16 protein-coding genes are annotated in these 15,399 nt (G+C 62.6%); 6 read left to right on the forward strand and 10 right to left on the reverse strand.

Annotated elements, in window-relative coordinates; translation table 11 throughout:
• Positions 1–43: 43 nt before the first annotated feature.
• The 3 genes from cgtA to rplU form a co-directional block, all read right to left on the reverse strand.
• Positions 44–1,273: an Obg family GTPase CgtA gene (cgtA, locus tag CCOS865_RS24850; protein ID WP_119145852.1), complete on the reverse strand. Its 1,230-nt coding sequence runs from the start codon at positions 1,271–1,273 to the stop codon at positions 44–46.
• 186 nt (positions 1,274–1,459) lie between these two features.
• The gene (gene rpmA / locus CCOS865_RS24855; protein ID WP_101316402.1) at positions 1,460–1,717 is read right to left on the reverse strand and encodes a 50S ribosomal protein L27; all 258 of its coding nucleotides are present in this window, start codon (positions 1,715–1,717) and stop codon (positions 1,460–1,462) included.
• Positions 1,718–1,754: 37 nt separating this feature from the next.
• The gene (gene rplU / locus CCOS865_RS24860) at positions 1,755–2,069 is read right to left on the reverse strand and encodes a 50S ribosomal protein L21 (RefSeq protein WP_119145854.1); all 315 of its coding nucleotides are present in this window, start codon (positions 2,067–2,069) and stop codon (positions 1,755–1,757) included.
• 245 nt (positions 2,070–2,314) lie between these two features.
• Here rplU and CCOS865_RS24865 point away from each other — a divergent pair, with 245 nt between their 5' ends.
• The 3 genes from CCOS865_RS24865 to CCOS865_RS24875 all read left to right on the forward strand — a co-directional run bounded on the left by CCOS865_RS24865 (position 2,315) and on the right by CCOS865_RS24875 (position 4,208).
• Complete coding sequence (locus CCOS865_RS24865) at positions 2,315–3,283, forward strand: polyprenyl synthetase family protein (RefSeq protein WP_119145856.1); 969 nt, start codon at positions 2,315–2,317, stop codon at positions 3,281–3,283.
• Positions 3,284–3,461: 178 nt separating this feature from the next.
• Complete coding sequence (locus tag CCOS865_RS24870) at positions 3,462–3,803, forward strand: zinc ribbon domain-containing protein YjdM (RefSeq protein ID WP_119145858.1); 342 nt, start codon at positions 3,462–3,464, stop codon at positions 3,801–3,803.
• A gap of 159 nt (positions 3,804–3,962) precedes the next feature.
• On the forward strand, positions 3,963–4,208 hold the full coding sequence (locus tag CCOS865_RS24875) for a PA4570 family protein (protein WP_119145860.1): 246 nt from the start codon (positions 3,963–3,965) through the stop codon (positions 4,206–4,208).
• A 57-nt stretch (positions 4,209–4,265) separates the two neighbouring features.
• On the opposite strand, the gene bamJ is transcribed toward CCOS865_RS24875, so the two are convergent.
• The 5 genes from bamJ to CCOS865_RS24900 all read right to left on the reverse strand — a co-directional run bounded on the left by bamJ (position 4,266) and on the right by CCOS865_RS24900 (position 8,979).
• The gene (bamJ, locus tag CCOS865_RS24880) at positions 4,266–4,883 is read right to left on the reverse strand and encodes a BamJ family beta-barrel-assembly machinery protein (protein ID WP_119145862.1); all 618 of its coding nucleotides are present in this window, start codon (positions 4,881–4,883) and stop codon (positions 4,266–4,268) included.
• A gap of 86 nt (positions 4,884–4,969) precedes the next feature.
• Complete coding sequence (locus CCOS865_RS24885) at positions 4,970–5,275, reverse strand: DUF6482 family protein (protein ID WP_119145864.1); 306 nt, start codon at positions 5,273–5,275, stop codon at positions 4,970–4,972.
• A 135-nt stretch (positions 5,276–5,410) separates the two neighbouring features.
• Positions 5,411–5,899, reverse strand: a complete 489-nt coding sequence (locus CCOS865_RS24890; RefSeq protein WP_119145866.1) for a TIGR00645 family protein — start codon at positions 5,897–5,899, stop codon at positions 5,411–5,413.
• A 139-nt stretch (positions 5,900–6,038) separates the two neighbouring features.
• Positions 6,039–6,377, reverse strand: a complete 339-nt coding sequence (locus tag CCOS865_RS24895) for a PA4575 family protein (RefSeq protein WP_119145868.1) — start codon at positions 6,375–6,377, stop codon at positions 6,039–6,041.
• A 163-nt stretch (positions 6,378–6,540) separates the two neighbouring features.
• The gene (locus CCOS865_RS24900) at positions 6,541–8,979 is read right to left on the reverse strand and encodes a Lon protease family protein (protein ID WP_119145870.1); all 2,439 of its coding nucleotides are present in this window, start codon (positions 8,977–8,979) and stop codon (positions 6,541–6,543) included.
• Between the two features lie 255 nt (positions 8,980–9,234).
• Between CCOS865_RS24900 and CCOS865_RS24905 the strand changes: the two genes are divergently transcribed.
• The 3 genes from CCOS865_RS24905 to CCOS865_RS24915 all read left to right on the forward strand — a co-directional run bounded on the left by CCOS865_RS24905 (position 9,235) and on the right by CCOS865_RS24915 (position 12,104).
• The gene (locus CCOS865_RS24905) at positions 9,235–9,723 is read left to right on the forward strand and encodes a DUF3015 domain-containing protein (protein ID WP_119145872.1); all 489 of its coding nucleotides are present in this window, start codon (positions 9,235–9,237) and stop codon (positions 9,721–9,723) included.
• Between the two features lie 76 nt (positions 9,724–9,799).
• A complete protein-coding gene (locus CCOS865_RS24910) occupies positions 9,800–11,653 on the forward strand; it encodes an Lnb N-terminal periplasmic domain-containing protein (RefSeq protein WP_119145874.1) in 1,854 nt (617 codons plus the stop codon).
• Positions 11,654–11,747: 94 nt separating this feature from the next.
• Positions 11,748–12,104 carry a hypothetical protein gene (locus tag CCOS865_RS24915; protein WP_119145876.1) on the forward strand — a complete coding sequence of 119 codons (357 nt, stop codon included), beginning with the start codon at positions 11,748–11,750 and terminating at the stop codon, positions 12,102–12,104.
• Positions 12,105–12,140: 36 nt separating this feature from the next.
• Here CCOS865_RS24915 and gdhA read toward each other — a convergent pair whose 3' ends face one another.
• Together gdhA and ettA are read right to left on the reverse strand one after the other, a co-directional pair.
• The gene (gene gdhA / locus CCOS865_RS24920; RefSeq protein ID WP_119145878.1) at positions 12,141–13,481 is read right to left on the reverse strand and encodes an NADP-specific glutamate dehydrogenase; all 1,341 of its coding nucleotides are present in this window, start codon (positions 13,479–13,481) and stop codon (positions 12,141–12,143) included.
• 221 nt (positions 13,482–13,702) lie between these two features.
• Positions 13,703–15,370 carry an energy-dependent translational throttle protein EttA gene (gene ettA, locus CCOS865_RS24925; protein WP_119145880.1) on the reverse strand — a complete coding sequence of 556 codons (1,668 nt, stop codon included), beginning with the start codon at positions 15,368–15,370 and terminating at the stop codon, positions 13,703–13,705.
• Positions 15,371–15,399 lie beyond the last annotated feature (29 nt).

A 15,399-nucleotide genomic window follows, 5' to 3' on the forward strand; every position in this document is an offset into this window, starting at 1 on the left:
AAAACGCCGCTCCTGAGAGCGGCGTTTAGTGTACTGCAACCGGTCAGTCGCGCACGTAAATGATTTCCGGGCCGTCTTCGTCGTCCTCGAAATCATCGTCCCAGGCGTCGTCATCGTCGCCGATGTCGTGCACGCTCTTGACGCCAGTGCGGCGCAGGGTGCGGGCATCGTCCAGGGCCTGCAGCTGGGCACGCGCCTCGTCTTCGATACGGCGGTCGAGGTCGGCCAGCTCTTCGGCGAAGGCCGGGTCGGCAGCCAGGCGGTCGGCGCGGTCTTCGAGGTAGCGCATGATGTCGCGGCTGAGGGCCTCGGTGCCCTGCTTGGAGATGGCCGAGATCACGTAGACCGGACCTTCCCACTGCAGGCGCTCGACCACTTCCTTGACCCGCTCGTCACGCTCGTCGTCCATGATCATGTCCGACTTGTTCAGCACCAGCCAACGCTCGCGCTCGGCCAGCGACGGGCTGAAGCGGGTCAGCTCGTTGACGATCACTTCAGCGGCATCGGCCGCGCTGCTTTCGTCCAGCGGCGCCAGGTCGACCAGGTGCAACAGGATGCGCGTACGGGCCAAGTGCTTGAGGAAGCGGATGCCCAGGCCGGCACCGTCGGAAGCGCCTTCGATCAGGCCGGGAATGTCGGCGATGACAAAGCTCTTCCAGCGGTCGACGCTGACCACACCCAGGTTTGGCACCAGGGTGGTGAACGGGTAGTCGGCGACTTTCGGCTTGGCAGCCGAGACCGAACGGATAAAGGTGCTCTTGCCAGCGTTCGGCAGGCCGAGCAGGCCGACGTCGGCGAGGACTTTCATCTCCAGCTTCAGGTCACGCTGATCACCCGGTTTGCCTGGGGTGGTCTGGCGCGGCGCACGGTTGGTGCTGGACTTGAAGCGGGTGTTGCCCAGGCCGTGCCAGCCGCCTTGGGCGACCATCAGCTTTTGGCCAGGGGCGATCAGGTCGCCGATGATTTCCTGGGTGGTCGCGTCGATCACCGTGGTGCCGACCGGCACGCGCAGGACCAGGTCTTCACCCTTCTTGCCGGTGCAGTCGGTGCTGCCACCGTTGGCGCCGCGCTGGCCATCGAAGTGACGGGTGTAGCGGTAGTCGACCAGGGTATTGAGGTTTTCGTCGGCAACCATGTACACCGAACCACCGTCACCACCGTCGCCGCCGTTGGGGCCGCCGTTCTCGATGAATTTCTCGCGGCGGAAGCTCATGCAACCGTTACCGCCGTCACCGGCTTTGACCCGGATCGATACTTCGTCAACAAACTTCATAAAAACCGCCTCTCGTCACAGGACGAGTTGAATTGACTCAAAAACATGAGGCTCTTGCAAAAATGAGCGCGGCGACCCCGAGACGCAGAGACCAACGCCGGCAGCCCAGACAAACAGCTTTGCAAGAGGCTCACCACAAACGAAAAAGCCCCGTCGCATGACGGGGCTTCTCCAGCGACAGCGCGATTAGCCCGCGACGACGCTCACGTAACGGCGGTTGAACTCGCCTTTCTTCTCGAACTTGATCACGCCTTCGATTTTGGCGAAGAGGGTGTGATCTTTGCCCATGCCAACGCCGTAGCCGGCGTGGAACTGGGTGCCGCGCTGGCGGACGATGATGTTGCCGGCCTTGATGACCTGGCCGCCATACATCTTCACGCCAAGGCGTTTCGATTCTGAGTCGCGACCGTTACGAGTACTACCACCAGCCTTCTTGTGAGCCATGGTTCAATTCTCCAATAAATTCAGGGGATCTAGGAAATTAAGCCTGGATGCCGGTGATTTTGATCTCGGTGAACCACTGGCGGTGGCCCATACGCTTCATGTGGTGCTTACGACGACGGAACTTGATGATGCGAACCTTGTCGTGACGGCCTTGCGAAATGACTTCAGCAACGACAGTAGCGCCAGCAACAACTGGAGCACCGATGGTAACTTCGTCGCCATTGGCAACCAGCAGGACGCGATCGAAGGTCACGGATTCGCCAGTGGCGATTTCCAGTTTTTCGATCTTGAGGTATTCACCTTCAGCGACTTTGTACTGCTTGCCGCCGGTAACGATTACTGCGTAAGACATGGTATTTCTCCGATAATCCTGCTCACCCAGCTCTTTATATGATGAGTATTGGCTGGCATGGCTGCACAAGGCTGGAACGGCCCGGTGCAATTGCGTAAGGCAGGTGCTGCCCAGGAAAGTTAGGGTGCGCGATTGTACGCAACCCACCAAAGCCTTGCAAGCCCCGACCCCGGCCCGCTGGCACCGCGCCTTGACACACCGGGACCCGCGACCTAGCATGCCGCGCAACCCCAATGGAGCAGCCGATGCAACCCCAAACCTTCTACCGCGCGGTAGCTGATGATTTCAGCGCCGTCGACGAGATCATCAAGAAGCAGCTGACCTCGCGCGTGCCGCTGGTATCGAAGATCGGCGACTATATCACTTCGGCCGGTGGCAAGCGCCTGCGCCCGCTGCTGGTGCTGCTCTGCGGCAAGGCCTTGGGCCGTGAAGGCGATGACCTGCGCCTGCTGGCCGCGACCATCGAGTTCCTGCACACCGCCACCCTGCTGCACGACGACGTGGTCGACATGTCGGGCATGCGCCGCGGCCGCTCCACCGCCAACGCCCTGTGGGGCAATGCGCCCAGCGTGCTGGTCGGCGACTTCCTGTATTCGCGCTCGTTCGAAATGATGGTCGAACTGGGCTCGATGCCGGTCATGCAGATCCTCTCCAAGGCCACCCGAGTGATCGCCGAGGGTGAAGTGCTGCAGTTGTCGCGGGTACGCGACGCCAGCACCAGCGAAGAGGTCTACATGGAAGTCATCCGCGGCAAGACCGCGATGCTGTTCGAGGCCTCGACCCACAGCGCCGCGGCCCTGGCCGGTGCCAGTGACGCCCAGCGCGAGGCCCTGCGCACCTTTGGCGACCACCTCGGCGTGGCCTTCCAGCTGGTCGACGACCTGCTCGACTACAAGGGCGACTCGCAGACCCTGGGCAAGAACGTCGGCGACGACCTGGCCGAGGGCAAGCCGACCCTGCCGCTGATCTACACCATGCGCGAAGGCTCCCCGGAGCAAGCCGCACTGGTGCGTAAAGCGATCCAGAAAGGCGGCCTCGAAGACCTCGAGCAGATCCGCGCTGCCGTGGAAGCCTCTGGCGCCCTGGACTACACCGCGCAGATGGCCCGCGACTATGTCGCCCGCGCCATCGCCTGCCTGGAAGTGCTGCCGGCCAGCGAGTACCGGGATGCACTGGTCGAGCTCAGCGAGTTCGCGGTAGCCCGTACCCACTAAGATCGCGTCACCCTCTTCGCGGGTAAACCCGCTCCCACAGGATCAGCGCTGCCTTCGAGGCTCGCACAATCCCTGTGGGAGCGGGTTTACCCGCGAAGCTTTTGTGCGGACAAAACACTTCCCAGACAAAACCTTATACAATATGGGTCTTTACCGTCCGTCTGTTTAAGGAACCCCCGTGAGCACCTTGCCACCCTGCCCCCAATGCAACTCCGAATACACCTACGAAGATGGCGCTCAGCTGATCTGCCCGGAGTGCGCCCACGAGTGGTCGGCCAACGGCGAAGCCGACGCCGCCAGCGATGACGTGGTGAAGAAAGATTCGGTCGGTAATGTCCTGCAGGATGGTGACACCGTGACCGTGATCAAGGACCTCAAGGTCAAGGGCTCGTCGCTGGTGGTCAAGGTCGGCACCAAGGTCAAGAACATCCGCCTGTGCGATGGCGACCACGACATCGATTGCAAGATCGACGGCATCGGCGCGATGAAGCTCAAGTCCGAGTTCGTGCGCAAGGTCTGACCCGCGTTTTCACGGGGCTGCCCTGGGTGGCCCCGACAGATCCTGCAACAGGATCGCAGGGCCGTTCGCGAAAAAACGCCGACAAAACGCCAATAGTTTCTTGCTATTTTGATAATAAGAATTATTCTCATTGGAAATTGCTCTCCAAGGAGAATTGCCATGACTTATCTGATCGACGCCTGGCTGGACCGGCCACACCCCTACCTCAGAATCCTCCACCGCGAGACGGGCGAAGTCTGCGCCGTGCTCGAGCAAGAGGCGCTGGATGAACTGCGCGACCAGGGCGACCTGGACCTCAACGGGCTGAATTCGAGCGAGCCGGTGGTGCTCAAGGAGCTGGTGCGGAATTTGTTTCTGTTCTGCTATGCACGGGCGTTGCGCCCAGGGGGGACAGACTGGAACTGAACACCAGCGAGGGGCAAGTCGCAGTGCGACGTTGCCCCTCGCTGGAGGGCACAGGCCTTACAGAACGTCGAGCAGCTCGACGTCGAACACCAGGACGCTGTGCGGCGGGATGCTACCAACGCCTTGGGCGCCGTAAGCCAGCTCGCTCGGCACGTACAGGCGCCATTTGCTGCCAGCGTTCATCAGCTGCAGGGCTTCGGTCCAGCCAGCGATGACGCCGCCTACCGGGAATTCAGCCGGCTGGCCACGGTCGTAGGAGCTGTCGAACACGGTGCCGTCGATCAGGGTGCCGTGGTAGTGGGTACGCACGTTGTCTTCAGCGGTCGGCTTGGCGCCGTCACCGGCGGTCAGCACTTCGAACTGCAGGCCCGAGGCCAGGGTGGTGATGCCTTCGCGCTTGGCGTTTTCAGCCAGGAACTCGACGCCGACAGCAGCAGCGACTTCAGCCTTGGCGGCCGCTTCGGCCTGCATGATGTCACGGATGGTCTTGAACGCAGCCGACAGGTCAGCCTCGCTGACGCGGCTTTCGGCGCCGTTGAAGGCGTCGGTCAGGCCAGCCAGGATCGCTTCCAGGCTCACGCCCGGTGGCGGGTTGTCGCGCAGTTGGCCGCCCAGTTGGCGGCCGATGCCGTAGCTGACGCGGGTTTCGTCGGTGGACAGAATGAGTTCGGACATTAACGTGCTCCGCTGCAGGGCGCAGTGAAGCCGCGCCCTTGATCAAAAGGGCGAGCAGCCTAGCACACTGCGGCGCAGCAGATCAGCTACCAGGCGGAGCGCGGCGAGATAGGCATCTTCAGGTCTTCTTCCGGGTGGTTGCCCATGCCGCACATTTCGTCCTGGACCGACCAATGGATCAGGTTCATCGACAGCAATGGCACCGGCTGCAGCAACTGCCGTGCGTGCTCGACCGAGCGTACCCGCAAGCGCTCGCCGCGGTTGTCGGCCAAGGGGTGGGGACGCCCGTTGACCCGGGCCTCGAGTAGATAATCGCCGCCTTCGATTCCGATGAGGTTGACCTCATCGACATGGCCTGCCCTGGCCTCACCGTTCAGTTCATGCAGGTTCATGAAAGCACCTCGCTAGTGGAACCACGTGTGACTGTTCATCTTTCGTACAGCGGCAACAAAAGCACAAGGTTTAAACGCAACCGCCCGTCCGTTTTGCAACGGACGGGCGGTTGAGGGCGCAGCAGGCCGAGGCCATCAATGCTTGGTGAGCTTGTCCAGATAGCCCATGACGAACGCCGAGATGACGAAGGTCATGTGGATGATCACGTACCACATCAACTTGTCGGTGGAGATGTTCTGCGCGTCCATGAACACCCGCAGCAGGTGGATCGAGGAGATCGCCACAATGGAGGCCGCGACCTTCATCTTCAGCGAGGTCGAGTCCATCTTGCCCAGCCAGCTGAGCTTCTCCTTGCTGTCATCGATGTCCAGTTGCGAGACGAAGTTCTCGTAGCCGGAGATCATCACCATGACCAGCAGGCCGCCCACCAGCGACATGTCGATCAGCGACAGGATCACCAGGATCAGGTCGGCTTCACTGAGGGCGAAGACGTTGGGCAGGACGTGGAACACTTCCTGGAAAAACTTCAGGGCCAGTGCCAGCAGGCCGAGCGACAGACCGAAATAAATAGGGGCAAGCAACCAACGCGAGGCGTACATCGCGTTTTCGAGGATACGTTCCATGGAGGATAGAGACTCGTCAGGTGAGCGGAAAGCGTGCGCGAGTATAGCCAGCCACCTGTGACAGCAAAAGCCTGCGGTGGTTTGCCGCAGTCATCCCCGGCGAAATCGTCGGGGCCGCAGCACGGCCCCGGCAGACGAATCAGGTTTCAGGATGGAACTGATAATCCCCCAGGTTGCGACAGCGTTCGCCGTTGATCTTGCGCAACTGGCCCTGCAGGTGCAGGCACCAGATCTGCGGGTCTTCGGACACCTGATAGCCATGCAAGGTCAGGCTATCAACGATGGCGTTGAGCACCGACTCCGCGACCAGCGGGCCATGGAACGGCCCCTGCGCCTTGATCGCCGAGGGTTGTTCGCCCGCCATGCCGGCGGCAAACAACAACGTCCACATGCCATTGTCGCCAGCCAGCGGACGGATGCTGCATTCGATGCGGGTCACCAGGCCCAGGCACTGGCGGGTGAGGCTGAGGTTGCGCATGGTGGCGTCCCCTCTGAAAAGCCCAGTTCAGCCCGAATTCAGCAGGCTGTTTCCATCCTGAACGCTGTAGCGATCCTTAAGTTCCAGCATAGAGGATCAAAGGAAAAAGATGGAAAACCGGCGCTGAACGGTAGCACATGGCCGCTAGCGCCGATTTATTGACTCAGGCCGGCTTGGCCTGGGCGATCATTTCCTCCAGCCGCTCTTTTTCGGCGTCCTTGATGTCGTCTTCGCTGATCATTTCGGCGATCTCGCTAAGGCGCTCGACCACCCGTGCATTGACGCTACCCTCAGGGAATTCGCCATTCTCGTCCGGCGTGCCGGCGTCGGCGCCGACCAGCAGGCTCAACGCCTCGTCTGCCTGGCTCACGGCATAGACATTGAACTGCCCCGCCTCGACCGCCTGCAGCACACGCTCGTCGAGCATCAGCGTGGCGACGTTGGCCCGCGGGATGATCACCCCTTGCTCGCCGGTCAGGCCACGCGCCTCGCAGAGACGGAAGAAGCCCTCGATCTTCTCGTTGACCCCGCCGACTGCCTGCACCTCGCCAAACTGGTTGATCGAACCGGTGATCGCGAAGCACTGCTTGAGGGGCGTGCGCGACAGCGCCGAGATCAGCGTGCAGGCCTCACCCAGCGAGGCACTGTCGCCGTCGACGTAGCCGTAGGACTGCTCGAGGGCGATGCTCGCGGAAATCGCCAGGGGGAATTCCTGCGCATAGCGGCTGCCGAGGTAGCCGGTAAGGATCATCACGCCTTTGGAGTGGATCGGCTGGCCGAGGTTGACCTCTCGCTCGATGTCGACGATACCGCTGCCGCCCGGGTAGACCGTGGCGGAGATTCGCGCGGGCATGCCGAACGCCGAGTCGCCCACTTCGAGCACGGTCAGGCCGTTGCACTTGCCGATCGCCGCGCCCTCGGTGTCGATCAGGATGATCCCGGCGAGCATGTCGTCGAGAACCCGCTGCGAGACACGGCCCGTGCGCGTGGCCTTGGCCTTGAGGGCACGTTCGATGTGGCCGGCGTCGGTCATCGCTTCGTTGGCCAGCTGGCGGATGAAATCGGCCTCGCTGACCAACTGGAACAGGTCACCGATACGCGCCGACAGGCGCGACTGGTTCTCCGCCAGGCGGGCGCTGTAGGTGGCCAGGCGCGCCACCGCGTCGCTGGTCAGCGGCGCCATGCCCTCTTCGTTGGTGCGGGTGCGCAGCAACTGGGCGAACTGCTCGAGGTTCTCGTCGAGCATGGGCATGTCTTCGTCGAAGTCGACCAGCACCCGGAACATCTCCTGGAAGTCCGAATCGTGGTCCTGCAGCGCGTAGTACAGCTGGCGCGAGCCAATGATCACCAGTTTGACGTTGAGCGGGATCATCTGTGGCGTGAGGCTGACGGTGGCCACGCGGCCGAGCTCGCCCAGGGGCGACTCCATCTTCAGCTTGCGCGACTGCAATGCGCGCTTGAGGCCGTCCCAGACGAAGGGTTCGCCAAGCATCTTCTCGGCTTCAAGGATCAGGAAGCCGCCGTTGGCCCGGTGCAGCGCGCCAGGGCGCATCTGCTGGTAGGAGGTGTACAGCGCGCCCTGGTCGGTGCTGTATTCGATGCGGCCGAACAGGTTGTCGTAGGTCGGGTGCGGCTCGAACACCACCGGCGCGCCGCCGCTGGTGTGATGGCCGACCACCAGGCTCGGGGCGTATTGCTCTTCGAGCATCTTGCGCGCCACGGCGTCGGTCTTGCTGTCGTCGACCAGTTGCTCGACCACGGTGCGCAGCAGGTTCAGCTGCACGGACTGCAGATAGGCGCAGACCGCCGCGTTTTCCGCGTACTTTTCCGACAGCGGCGCCAGCAGCGGCTGCAGGGCCAGGGTGATGGTCTCTTCGTTGAGCTGACGCAGCTGGTTGTTGGACTCACGCTTCCACTGCGGCAGGCTGGCGAGTTCTTCGTTGAGGCGCTCTTCGAGGTAGGAAATATCCTCGTGGAAGCGCTCGCGAACCTCTTCCGGCAACTGCGCGAACTCGGCCTCATCCAGCGCCTTGCCGTCGCTCATCGGGGTAAAGGCGACGTTGCTGGCATCGCGGTACAGGGCCACGTCCTTTTCCAGCGAGGCGCGCTCGATGATGTCCAGGGCGCGGTCGTAGCGCTGGTTGAAGGCACGGTCGATGGCGCCTTTCTTCTGCTGGTAGGACGGGTGCTCGAACACCGCCGGGAAGGTCGCCAGCAAGTTGTCGATCAGGCCGCCCATGTCAGTGATGAACGCAGCGGCGGTACCCGACGGCAGCTCCAGCGCACGCGGCTCACGGGTGTCTTCGAAATTATTGACGTAGACCCAGTCGGCCGGGGTCTGCTGACGCTTGCCCTCGGCCTTGAGGTAGCGCTTGACGAAGGAGAAGCGGCCGGTGCCCGGCTCGCCCATGACGTACACGTTGTAGCCAGGGCGCGGCATGGCCACGCCGAACTGCAGGGCCTCGACAGCGCGTTCCTGGCCCAGGACTCCGCGAAACGGCTCCAGATCGTCGGTATGGGTAAAGGCAAACTGCTCAGGAGAAAAACGCCGGGTCAGGGCTTCAGGCGCAAGACGCAGGCGCGCAGCGACAGGATCGGGCATTGGGTTTCCTTACTTCGGCGGGGCGATGGAGGCATTCTTGCGCTCCCTGAGCACGCCTTGCAAGGCTCACCGGGACTTTATGTCGCAGTAGCGTACGGCGATTGCCTATGCAATTTTTCGCAATAAGCCACGCAACCTTTGGATCATGCCTAAACTCCAACCTTGCGCGGGTAGGCGTCTGTGCTTTCCCGACCTGGCAACGGCGTTGCCAGAACCCTGACCCTTGGTACGTCTACTGAGAAAGAGAACAAAGCTATGAAACGGATTCTTCTGGGTACTCTGTTCACCGCGATCTCGATCAATGCCATGGCCGATGCGCCTGGCGGTCCGAATTGCGGTTGGGGCAACATGCTGTTCGAAGGCCAGCGTGGCACCCCTGCTCACTTCCTGGCTTCCACCACCAACGGCACTTCCGGTAACGCCACGTTCGGCATGACCTCCGGCACCAACGGCTGCTCGACCAAGGCTTCGCTGACCTACGGCGGCAAGTCCTGGTTCGCCATGAACGGCATGATGAACGAGCTGTCCGAAGACATGGCCCAGGGCCAGGGCGAAGCCCTGACCACCTATGCCGTGGTCCTCGGCGTAGCGCCTGAAGATCGCGCGCACTTTGCCGCGGTCACCCACCAGCACTTCGGCGAGATCTTCAACAGCGCCGATGTCACCGCCGAAACCGTGCACAGCAACACCCTGGCGGTGCTCAAGAGCGATCCGCAACTGGCCAAGTACGCCACCGAGGCTTGAGTCCGGCCCTTCCCGCCCCACGCCGGGGCGGGATTGGCACTCCATTATCGGCATCATTCAGACGTAGTTGCCCGACATGCTCAAACGCCTTGCCCTTCTGGCGCTGTTGGTCAGCGCCCAGCTTCATGCTGCGCCCCACATCGACTCCGCACGCCTGCAACAGCTGGCGGCGACGCCCTACTGGATCGCCCTCGGTCACTACGAGACCGGCAAGCTTGGCGGCTGGCGCAGCTATGTCGATGATCCGAAATTCTTCCTCTCCGAGGACGGCGGCCACCACCCAGACCGCGAACTGGCGGCCACCGTGCAGGCGCTGTACGCCCCGGCCAACCTCGGCGACAAGCATGCCCAGTGCGTGTTCCCGGCGCGCACCCGCTGGCTGAGTGAACAGCTCGGGCTCACCGACCTGCCGCAACCGGACTGCCAGGAATACCGCCAGTGGTACCAGTCGGTCGACCCGCACAGCGCGGTGCTGATCTTTCCCGCGGCCTACCTGAACAGCCCGTCGTCGATGTTCGGTCACACCCTGCTGCGTATCGACCAGGCCAAGACCCGCGATGACGACACCACGTTGCTCAGCTACGCGATCAACTTCGGCGCCTACATCGAAGGCAGCGACAACAGCATCCTGTACGCCTGGAAAGGCCTGATGGGCGGTTACCCCGGGCTGTTTGCGCTGATGCCCTACCAGGAAAAACTCTCCGAATACCGCAGCCTGGAAAACCGCGACCTGTGGGAATACCAGCTGGACCTGACGCCGCAAGAGACCGGGCGCATGGTCGAGCATGTGTGGGAGCTCAAGCAGGTCCAGTTCGATTACTTCTTCTTCGACGAAAACTGCTCCTACCGCCTGCTCGAGCTGTTGCAGGTGGCGCGGCCAGGGCAGGACCTGACCTCGCAGTTTCCGCTGACCGCGATCCCCACCGACACGGTCAAGGCCGTCAAGCAGTCGGGGCTGGTCTCCGGCGTACGCTATCGGCCGTCCCGCGAGCGCGAGCTGCTGGCCCGCGCCGACGCGCTGGACCATCAGGAGAAACAACAGGTGCTGGCCCTCAGTGCCGACACCGCGCACCTGCAAAGCGCCGACTTCGGCGCCCTGCCCGCCCAGCGCCAGGCCTTGGTCCAGGACGCTGCCTACCGCCTCGAACGCTACCGTGCCAACGGCCAGGTGCGCGACCCGGCCCAGGCCAAGCGCAGCTTCGAGCTGCTGCGGGCGATCAACCGCAACCCGCCGCCGCCGTTGGACATCGAGCGCCCAGGGCTGCCCGAGAACGGCCACCAGTCGCGCACCTGGCAACTCGGTGTGGGCACGCGCGAGGACCGTGCCTACGCCGAGTACGGCCTGCGCATGGCCTATCACGACCTCAACGACAACGCCTATGGCTTCCCGCTTGGCGCACAGATCGAGATCCTCCAGCTCAAGCTGCGCCAGTACGAAGGCAATGACTGGCAAGTGCAACGCCTGGACCTGGCGACCATTCGCTCGCTGACGCCGCGCAACGAGTTGCTCAAGCCGCTGTCGTGGCAGGTGGCGGGTGGGCTTGAGCGGGTGCCGGGCAAGCATGACGACGAGGTGCTGGTGAGCCATGTCAACGGCGGTGCCGGTGGCACCTGGCAGCTCGCCGATGGGCTGCTGGGCTTTGCTCTCGGCACGGTGCGGGTCGAGCATCACAATGACTTCGCCCAGTTCATCGCGCCGGCGGCGGGGTTTAATAGTGGGCTGCTGTGGCGTAACGGCCTGGGCAACATGACACTGGAGGCCAAGGGCGACTACTTCACCAATGGCGAGGTACGCCGCAGTGTTAGCCTGAATCAGCAGTGGGAGATCAGCCAGGACCTGGGGCTGCGGCTGAGTGCCAAACGGGAATTCAGCCATCTGGCGACGGCCCAGAACGAGGTGATGCTGGAGCTGAAGTGGTATCACTACTGAGGCAGGCACAGACCACACAGGAACAAGACATTGTTTTGACATCTCGGCAACAACCCACCGCCTAGACTTTGTCTAACAGGTGGAGGTTGTGGATATGTCGCGGTACTGGCTTGGGTTGTGGATAACATTGCTGCTGGGCGGGTGTCAGTCGGCGCATCAGCAGATGCTCGAACAGGGTTATCCACCTGCCTACGCCGATGGATTTCAGGATGGCTGCGGCAGTGGCCGCCAGGCTGCGGGGCTGATGGTCGGCAACTTCCACAAGAACGTCCCGCGTTACCTCAAGGAACGTCAGTACGAAACCGGCTGGGACGATGGCTTTCGCCAATGCCAGGCGATGCAGTCCAACCAGGACCAGCGCCAATACCGCGAGCGCTACTGGAACGAGCGCGACCGCGACTGGGAACATGAAAAGGACCGCGATGCAGCCCGCGCCTATCGCCGCAACTAGCGACGACAGGCAACGGCCTACGAGGAAGGCTGAAGCTTAGACCACGCCCTGCGCCAGCATGGCATCAGCCACCTTGACGAAGCCGGCGATGTTTGCGCCGTTGACGTAGTTGACGGAGCCGTCGGCCTGTTCGCCGTAGTGCACGCAGGCATGGTGGATAGACTGCATGATGTTGTGCAGCTTGCTGTCCACTTCACCGGCCGTCCACAGCAGGCGCATGGCGTTCTGCGACATCTCCAGGCCGCTGACCGCAACGCCACCGGCGTTGGAGGCCTTGCCCGGCGCGTAGAGGATGCCCGCTTCGATGAAGATATCCACCGCGTCGAGGGTGGTCGGCATGTTCGCGCCTTCGGCGACACACACACAGCCATTGCGCAGCAGGGTGTGGGCGTCTTCGGCGTTCAGTTCGTTTTGCGTGGCGCACGGCAGGGCGATGTCGCAGGCCAGGGTCCATGGCGTCTGGCCCTTGCGGAACTCCAGGCCAAACTGCTCGGCCAGCTCGCTGATGCGGCCGCGCTTGACGTTTTTCAGCTCCATCAGCGCATCCCACTGCGCGTCGCTCAGGCCGGCTTCGCAGAACAGCGTGCCCTCGGAGTCGGACAGCGAGATGACCTTGCCGCCAAGGTCCATGACCTTGCGTGCCGCGTACTGGGCGACGTTGCCGGAACCGGAGATGGCCACGCGACGACCGTCGATACGCAGGCCCTTGCGCTTGAGCATCTCTTCAGCGAAGTACACGCAGCCATAGCCGGTGGCTTCCGGACGGATCAGGCTGCCGCCGTAGTTCATGCCCTTGCCGGTCAGCACCGAGGTGAACTGGTTGGCCAGGCGCTTGTACTGGCCGAACATGAAGCCGATCTCACGCGCGCCGACGCCGATGTCACCGGCCGGAACGTCGAGGTCGGCACCGATGTGGCGGTACAGCTCGCTCATGAAGGCCTGGCAGAAACGCATGACTTCGGCGTCGCTCTTGCCCTTCGGATCGAAGTCCGAACCACCCTTGCCGCCGCCCATGGGCAACGAGGTCAGGGAGTTCTTGAAGGTCTGCTCGAAGGCGAGGAACTTCAGCACGCTGAGGTTGACCGAGCGGTGGAAGCGCAGGCCGCCCTTGTACGGGCCGATGGCGCTGTTCATCTGAATGCGGTAGCCGCGGTTGACCTGCACCTTGCCCTGGTCATCGACCCAGGAGACGCGGAACAGGATGGCGCGTTCGGGCTCGACGATACGCTCGAGGATGCCGGCTTGCAGGTAATGCGGGTTGGCTTCGAGGAACGGCCAGAGGCTGCGCAGCACCTCTTCCACCGCCTGGTGGAATTCTGGTTGGACAGGGTCGCGTTGCTTCAGACGCGCGAGGAAATCGTCGACAGATTCGATCATGGACATCTCACCAAGAGAGGATTGGACTTATTGGTTTTTTTCCGACTCTATCAAGAACCGCTCGCACTGGAACAGGGCGAAATGTCGTTTTTTTGAAATTATTTGGTGCGTTTTATATAAGTGTATACAACTTTAGCCAGGTATCCGCAGGAACCATTGAATCAGCAGGCACAAAAATGGGGCCCCGAAGGGCCCCATTTTTGTGCAGCTAGCGGCGCGTGTTACTGCGCCAGCTTCTTGTGGCGTACCCGATGCGGCTGGGCAGCGGCGTCGCCGAGACGCTTCTTGCGGTCGGCTTCGTACTCGGTGTAGTTGCCCTCGAAGAACAGCACGTTCGAGTCGTCCTCGTAGGCCAGGATGTGCGTGGCCACACGGTCCAGGAACCACCGATCGTGAGAAATCACGATAGCGGCGCCCGGGAAGTCCAGCAGGGCTTCCTCCAGCGAACGCAGGGTTTCGACGTCGAGGTCGTTGGACGGTTCGTCGAGCAGCAGGACGTTGCCGCCCTCCTTCAGGGTCAGGGCCAGGTGCAGACGGCCACGCTCACCACCGGAGAGGTCCTTGACGAACTTCTGCTGGTCGCCGCCCTTGAAGTTGAAGCGGCCGACATAGGTGCGCGCCGGGATCTCGTAGTTGCCGATGCGGATCTGGTCGGAGCCGTCGGAGATCTGCTGGAACACCGACTTGCCGCCGTCGAGGTCTTCGCGGCTCTGGTCGACGCAGGCCAGCTGCACGGTTTCACCGATTTCGATGCTGCCCGAATCCGGCTGTTCCTTGCCCATCAGCATGCGGAACAGGGTCGACTTACCGGCACCGTTACCGCCGATCACGCCGACGATGGCGCCTTTGGGCATGGCGAACGAGAGGTTCTCGATCAACACGCGGTCGCCGTAGCTCTTGCTGACGTTCTTGAACTCGATGACCTTGTCGCCCAGGCGCGGACCGGCCGGGATGTAGATCTCGTTGGTCTCGCTGCGCTTCTGGAATTCCTGCGACTGCATTTCCTCGAAGCGCGCCAGACGGGCCTTGGACTTGGACTGGCGGGCCTTGGCGCCTTTGCGCACCCACTCCAGCTCTTCCTTCATGGCCTTCTCGTGGGCGCTCTGCTGCTTGGACTCTTGCGCCAGACGATCGGACTTGGCTTCCAGCCAGCCCGAATAGTTACCTTCGTACGGAATACCGGCGCCGCGGTCCAGCTCGAGGATCCAGCCGGCGACGTTGTCGAGGAAGTAACGGTCGTGGGTAATCGCTACCACGGTGCCCGGGAAGTCGTGCAGGAAGCGCTCCAGCCAGGCCACCGAATCAGCATCCAGGTGGTTGGTCGGTTCGTCCAGCAGGAGCATGTCGGGGGCCGACAGCAGCAGGCGGCACAGTGCCACGCGGCGCTTCTCGCCACCCGACAGGTGCTCGACCTTGGCGTCCCAGGCCGGCAGGCGCAGGGCGTCGGCGGCGACTTCCAGCTGACGCTCGAGGTTGTGGCCGTCAGAGGCCTGCAGGATCGACTCGAGCTTGGCCTGTTCGGCGGCCAGCTTGTCGAAGTCGGCATCCGGCTCGGCGTAGGCGGCGTAGACCTCGTCCAGGCGGGCCTGGGCGTCCTTGATCACGCTGACCGCTTCCTCGACCACTTCACGCACGGTCTTGGTCGGGTCCAGCTGCGGTTCCTGCGGCAGGTAGCCGACATTCAGCTCCGGCATCGGCCGGGCTTCGCCGTCGAACTCTTTGTCGACGCCGGCCATGATTTTCAGCAAGGTCGACTTGCCCGAGCCGTTGAGGCCGAGCACGCCGATTTTGGCGCCAGGGAAGAACGACAAGGAAATGTTCTTCAGGATTTCCCGCTTCGGCGGCACGACCTTGCTCAGCCGATGCATGGTGTAGACGTATTGAGCCAAAACCAAGCCCTCTATCAGATAGGTAAAGA

This window comes from Pseudomonas reidholzensis, assembly GCF_900536025.1.
In the GTDB taxonomy this organism is placed as follows: Bacteria; Pseudomonadota; Gammaproteobacteria; order Pseudomonadales; family Pseudomonadaceae; genus Aquipseudomonas; species Aquipseudomonas reidholzensis.

Bases quoted from the DNA above. Each gene is read 5' to 3' on its own strand.
- CCOS865_RS24910 (WP_119145874.1), top strand. From the start codon at position 9,800: ATGCTCAAACGCCTTGCCCTTCTGGCGCTGTTGGTCAGCGCCCAGCTT.
- CCOS865_RS24865 (WP_119145856.1), top strand. From the start codon at position 2,315: ATGCAACCCCAAACCTTCTACCGCGCGGTAGCTGATGATTTCAGCGCC.
- CCOS865_RS24895 (WP_119145868.1), bottom strand. From the start codon at position 6,377: ATGCGCAACCTCAGCCTCACCCGCCAGTGCCTGGGCCTGGTGACCCGC.
- CCOS865_RS24875 (WP_119145860.1), top strand. From the start codon at position 3,963: ATGACTTATCTGATCGACGCCTGGCTGGACCGGCCACACCCCTACCTC.
- CCOS865_RS24885 (WP_119145864.1), bottom strand. From the start codon at position 5,275: ATGAACCTGCATGAACTGAACGGTGAGGCCAGGGCAGGCCATGTCGAT.
- rpmA (WP_101316402.1), bottom strand. From the start codon at position 1,717: ATGGCTCACAAGAAGGCTGGTGGTAGTACTCGTAACGGTCGCGACTCA.
- CCOS865_RS24900 (WP_119145870.1), bottom strand. From the start codon at position 8,979: ATGCCCGATCCTGTCGCTGCGCGCCTGCGTCTTGCGCCTGAAGCCCTG.
- bamJ (WP_119145862.1), bottom strand. From the start codon at position 4,883: ATGTCCGAACTCATTCTGTCCACCGACGAAACCCGCGTCAGCTACGGC.
- CCOS865_RS24890 (WP_119145866.1), bottom strand. From the start codon at position 5,899: ATGGAACGTATCCTCGAAAACGCGATGTACGCCTCGCGTTGGTTGCTT.
- gdhA (WP_119145878.1), bottom strand. From the start codon at position 13,481: ATGATCGAATCTGTCGACGATTTCCTCGCGCGTCTGAAGCAACGCGAC.
- CCOS865_RS24905 (WP_119145872.1), top strand. From the start codon at position 9,235: ATGAAACGGATTCTTCTGGGTACTCTGTTCACCGCGATCTCGATCAAT.
- cgtA (WP_119145852.1), bottom strand. From the start codon at position 1,273: ATGAAGTTTGTTGACGAAGTATCGATCCGGGTCAAAGCCGGTGACGGC.
- rplU (WP_119145854.1), bottom strand. From the start codon at position 2,069: ATGTCTTACGCAGTAATCGTTACCGGCGGCAAGCAGTACAAAGTCGCT.
- CCOS865_RS24915 (WP_119145876.1), top strand. From the start codon at position 11,748: ATGTCGCGGTACTGGCTTGGGTTGTGGATAACATTGCTGCTGGGCGGG.